The 4894-nt window shown below is 57.1% G+C and carries 5 protein-coding genes and 1 pseudogene; 2 read left to right on the top strand and 4 right to left on the bottom strand.

The window, feature by feature from the left end; all coding sequences use genetic code 11:
• Positions 1-125 (top strand): annotated as a pseudogene (locus NW819_RS11950) (IS5/IS1182 family transposase); the annotation flags it as partial.
• A 272-nt stretch (positions 126-397) separates the two neighbouring features.
• Positions 398-1156 carry a TIGR00297 family protein gene (locus tag NW819_RS11945; RefSeq protein WP_011434135.1) on the top strand — a complete coding sequence of 253 codons (759 nt, stop codon included), beginning with the start codon at positions 398-400 and terminating at the stop codon, positions 1154-1156.
• Positions 1157-1341: 185 nt separating this feature from the next.
• Here NW819_RS11945 and NW819_RS11940 read toward each other — a convergent pair whose 3' ends face one another.
• From NW819_RS11940 to clpP, 4 genes are all read right to left on the bottom strand, one after another.
• On the bottom strand, positions 1342-1674 hold the full coding sequence (locus tag NW819_RS11940; protein WP_011434136.1) for a ribulose bisphosphate carboxylase small subunit: 333 nt from the start codon (positions 1672-1674) through the stop codon (positions 1342-1344).
• An 8-nt stretch (positions 1675-1682) separates the two neighbouring features.
• Positions 1683-2090 (bottom strand): RuBisCO chaperone RbcX, encoded by a 408-nt coding sequence (rcbX, locus tag NW819_RS11935; protein ID WP_414349604.1) that lies wholly within the window; start codon positions 2088-2090, stop codon positions 1683-1685.
• Positions 2091-2156: 66 nt separating this feature from the next.
• Positions 2157-3581: a form I ribulose bisphosphate carboxylase large subunit gene (locus NW819_RS11930; protein WP_011434138.1), complete on the bottom strand. Its 1425-nt coding sequence runs from the start codon at positions 3579-3581 to the stop codon at positions 2157-2159.
• Positions 3582-4089: 508 nt separating this feature from the next.
• Positions 4090-4692: an ATP-dependent Clp endopeptidase proteolytic subunit ClpP gene (clpP, locus tag NW819_RS11925; protein WP_011434140.1), complete on the bottom strand. Its 603-nt coding sequence runs from the start codon at positions 4690-4692 to the stop codon at positions 4090-4092.
• Between the last annotated feature and the right edge of the window lie 202 nt (positions 4693-4894).

Below are 4894 nucleotides of genomic sequence, written 5' to 3'. Positions count from 1 at the left end.
AAGGGGAGCAAGCTTTGGGGAGGAGTCGAGGTGGATACAGCACTCAGATCCATGTGAGTGTGGATGGTTTGGGGAAGCCGTTAGTGTTTAGAATCACAGCAGGGCAAAGCAGGATATTACCCAAGCAGAGGCATTACCAGAGAGTTGGCAAGAAGAGCATACGAAGGTGATAGGGGATAAGATTCTCAGGAATTCAGGGAGAGGATAGACAAGGGAAGGCCGGGTGCTGATTCCTTCTAAGAGGAATAGGAGGGTGGTGGGAGATTTGACCGGCACGTTTACAGGGAGAGGCATTTAGTCGATAAAAGATTTTTTTACGATTTAACACGGATTGCTATATTGGTGCTTGTGCTGAGAATTATCTGGCCAAATTGCTGTGGCTAAAGTTTAAGGGTATATGTGGCAAGCGTGGCTTCTGAGTCAGTGGGGGGTGGCACTCTGGCTCAACCTGGCTCTGGTGGTGCTGGGTCTGCTGAGCCCTCAGAAGGCTTTGACGCGAGCAGGGGTCATCCACGCGGGCCTGCTGGGCCTGCTGGTGTGGGGGGGGCTGGGGGGGCGGGGCTACGCGGTGGTAGCTGCCTATTTTTTAGTGGGAACAGCCGTAACCAAACTGGGGATCCGGCGCAAGCAGGCGCAGGGGATCGCCGAAAAGCGAGAGGGGGCGCGAGGGCCGGAGAACGTCTGGGGATCCGCTTTAACCGGGGCAGTATGTGCGCTAGGATACGCTTTCTTCCCGCATCCCCTGTGGTGGTTGGGATACAGCGCCAGCTTTGCAGCGAAATTGGCCGATACCGTCAGCAGCGAGGTGGGGAAAGCCTATGGCCGCAAGACCTTTTTGATCACCACCTTCCAGTCCGTGCCGGCGGGCACAGAAGGAGCCGTGAGCCTAGAGGGATCCCTGGCGGGGGTGGCGGCAGCGGCAGGGATGGCCGGGTTGGCCTGGGGGATTGGCGGGGAATGGGTAGGGGGCAGCCCATTCTGGTTGGTCATCTGCTGGCTGGCCGGGATCCTGGCCACCTTGGCAGAAAGCTGGATGGGAGTGGTGTTGCAACCCCGCCTGGCCTGGATGAGCAATGAAGTGGTGAACGGCATTCAAACAACCTTGGCCGCTCTCCTGGCCGTGGGGTTGGGAGCGCTTTTGGGGATCGGATCCTGAGAACAGGGTTGCTTCGGGACAGTTGCCCAACTCTGGCCCAGAGCAACTGCGCCGCTAACGCCAACACGGGACAAACTGTTGCCCTGCAATCGGGAAGGCTCCCGTTGGATCCCCTCGCATAAGAAAAAGGAGAGAGACGCTCCAGAAGCTCTCTCCCCCAAGCTGGTCAAAACTCTGAACCTCTCTCAGCGCAGGCCGCTGGGCTTGTAGACCAGGAAGCTGAGCACCTGGCACTGCTTAATGTTGTCGAACCCCACCACGCGAATGAAACAGTTGGGGTAGGCGCTGCGGCAAGCCTGCACTTCGCTGAGCACCTCCTGGGGAGAAGTGGCGCTGAACAGGGGCAGCTTCCACAGCGTCCAATAGCGAACCGTCGGTTCAGAAGATTCGTTGAACTCTATGGCCGGGATGTAGCCCTGATCCAAGATGTACTGCACCTGCTTGATGATCTGCAGATCCGTCAGCGGCGGCAAGTAGGAGAGGGTTTCGTAGCGGCGCTCTTTCGGTAAGGTTTGCATGATGGGTATCACTCCGTTTCGGGTCTAGGGTTTTGTGGGGGGGATCCCGCTTCTGGGTGGGTAACGGGTAGGGATCCTGTTGCTGAGGTGATCCGTTCTAGATGATTGCGGCGGTGCTCCATGTTGGCTTGCTGGATGCCGGCTTTGGCCATTTCCGGCAGGTAATCGACCACCTCCGCAGCAATGTGTTCACGAACGGTCATGATGCGATAGGCCAACTCAGGACGCTCAGCCAGCAAAGCCCGCAGGTAGGCTTCCCCATCCTGAAGGTTTTGCCGAGCGGAGAACTGCTGTAGCCAAAGAGCCCTGGGGGGATCTGTTTCGCTCAGTTGAGCCAGCACCGTGCGCATCGCCTGATAAGTCAGGTAGCTGATCAAGGTCTTGGCGGTGTCTTTGGCGATCTGTTTCAGATCCATTGCCGATCCAGGGAGGGAGCCAGTAGGGCAAGAGAGCCGTGGGGATCCCCTGCCCCCAGCAGATCTCTAGAGGGTGTCGACGGCCTTGAACTCGAACTTGATTTCCTTCCACAGCTCGCAGGCAGCCGCCAGCTCTGGCGACCACTTGGCTGCTTCCCGGATAATGTCGTTGCCTTCGCGGGCCAGATCTCGACCTTCGTTACGAGCTTGGATACACGCTTCCAAGGCCACCCGGTTGGCGGTTGCGCCCGGCGCGTTGCCCCAGGGGTGTCCCAAAGTTCCGCCGCCAAACTGCAGCACCGAGTCGTCGCCGAAGATTTCCACCAGCGCCGGCATGTGCCAAACGTGGATCCCACCGGAAGCCACCGGCATCACCCCTGGCATGGAAGCCCAATCTTGGGTGAAGAAAATGCCGCGGGAGCGATCGGCCTCTACGTAGTTTTCCCGCATGAGATCCACAAAGCCCATCGTGATGGCGCGGTCGCCTTCCAACTTGCCCACCACCGTCCCAGAGTGCAGGTGGTCGCCACCGGACATGCGCAAACACTTGGCCAACACCCGGAAGTGGATGCCATGGTTTTTCTGCCGGTCGATCACCGCGTGCATGGCCCGGTGAATGTGCAGCAGAATGCCGTTATCCCGGCACCACTTGGCCAAGCTGGTGTTGGCAGTGAAGCCGGCTGTCAAGTAGTCGTGCATGATGATAGGGGCGCCCAACTCCTTGGCAAACTCGGCCCGCTTGAACATCTCTTCGCAGGTGGGCGCCGTCACGTTCAAATAGTGGCCCTTGATCTCGCCGGTTTCCGCTTGGGCCTTGTGGACAGCCTCCATCACGAACAAGTAGCGATCCCGCCAGCGCTGGAAGGGCTGGGAGTTAATGTTTTCGTCATCTTTGGTGAAGTCCAGGCCGCCCCGCAGAGCTTCATACACGGCCCGCCCGTAATTTTTGGCAGAAAGGCCCAACTTGGGCTTGATGGTGCAGCCCAGCAGCGGACGGCCATACTTATTCAACTTATCCCGCTCCACCTGAATGCCGTGGGGAGGGCCCTGGAAGGTTTTCAGGTAGGCCACCGGGATCCGCACATCTTCCAGCCGCAGCGCCTTTAGGGCCTTAAAGCCAAAAACGTTGCCCACAATCGAGGTGAGCATGTTGGTCACCGAGCCTTCCTCGAACAGATCCAGCGGATAGGCGACGAAGCAGAAGTACTGGTTGTCTTCGCCGGGAACCGGCTCGATGTCATAGCAGCGGCCTTTGTACCGATCCAAGTCGGTCAGCAAATCGGTCCATACCGTTGTCCAGGTGCCCGTCGAAGACTCAGCCGCCACGGCTGCCCCCGCCTCTTCGGGAGGAACGCCCGGTTGAGGGGTAACTCGGAAACAGGCCAAGACATCGGTATCCTTAGGCGTGTAGTCGGGAGTGTAATAGGTGAGTCGGTAATCCTTCACACCGGCTTGATAGCCGCTTTTGGATTGGGTTGCTGAGTAGGCCACGTTGATCTCCCTCTGAACGAATTACAGAACCAGAAAATGCCCTTCACGGATGCAACCAAGAGGAAAAACTCAGGGCCAAAACTCGAGACCGCCGAGTTTCCGTGAATAAGACCGCCCCACAACCGCGAGGCCAAAGTTGGGCCTTAAGACACTCTTCATCCTGGCGGATGGAAGCCCTAAACCCTTCTTTTCGAGCGCCTTCAATCACTAGCTTCGACTCCCTGGATTTGCAAACCCAGCGGAAAGGAATTTATACAGCGCCTAAGCTAGAATCTCGGCAGACACAACTCTATATAGGTTTAATCCTAAGCTACCATCCGCAATAATGGGCTGATCATTACTTTCTTTATGAGTTTGATTAGTTTAATTAAAGTGAGGCCCCCTGCTTCCCGCTGAGAATACAGATTTCTTTGGCTTTCTTAATATCCTTTGGGTGGAATCCCTGGCCAAAACCAAAAGCTCCCTTCTTTGAGGGAGCGGAGCAAGTCCACCCACAGGATCTGGAGGGTCAAGAAACGGCTGCCAGGGTTGGCTGGGGTCTCTTGCTGATCACTTGGTCGATGAGGCCGTACTCTTTGGCTTGTTCTGGGGTCATGAAGTTGTCGCGGTCGGTATCTCGTTCGATGCGCTCTAGAGGTTGACCGGTGTGGTAGGCCAGCAAGCTATTGAGGCTGTTTTTGATGAAGAGGATCTCTTTGGCCTGAATTTCAATATCGGTAGCTGGCCCCTGAGCTCCACCAAGGGGTTGGTGGATCATGATGCGGGCGTGGGGAAGGGCAATGCGCTTGCCTTTGGTGCCCCCTGCCAGCAGAAAGGCTCCCATGCTGGCAGCCAAACCAATGCAGATGGTGGAGACATCCGGCTGAATGTGCTGCATGGTGTCGTAAATGGCCATGCCAGCATAGACAGAGCCGCCGGGGGAGTTGATGTAGAGGTAGATGTCTTTTTCAGGGTCTTCGGACTCCAAGTAGAGCATCTGGGCCACAATCAGGTTAGCAATGTCGTCGTCCACCTGGGTGCCCAAGAAAATGATCCGATCCCGCAAGAGACGCGAGTAAATGTCAAAGGCGCGCTCGCCTCGCGCAGATTGCTCAATAACGGTGGGAATCATGCCAGTCCAAACGATGGGTCAGTCCTTACTAGTGTAGTCTAAGCCACTGGATGGATGCTTTGCTCAGGACGACTCACCGGCCCGCCTCCGTACGGGGCTCGATGGGGTGTGAGCCGGCTAGAACAGCAAGGAGACGGGGTGGTTATAGCGGGATCCCTCTTCTTCTGGGATGTGGAACGGGTGTAAACTACCCGGCTCCGAC

It is taken from the genome of Synechococcus sp. R8-2 (assembly GCF_047461715.1).
GTDB lineage: Bacteria > Cyanobacteriota > Cyanobacteriia > Thermostichales > Thermostichaceae > Thermostichus.
Note: the sequence above shows the minus strand (reverse complement) of the source record. Positions and strands in the feature narration are given on the sequence as shown.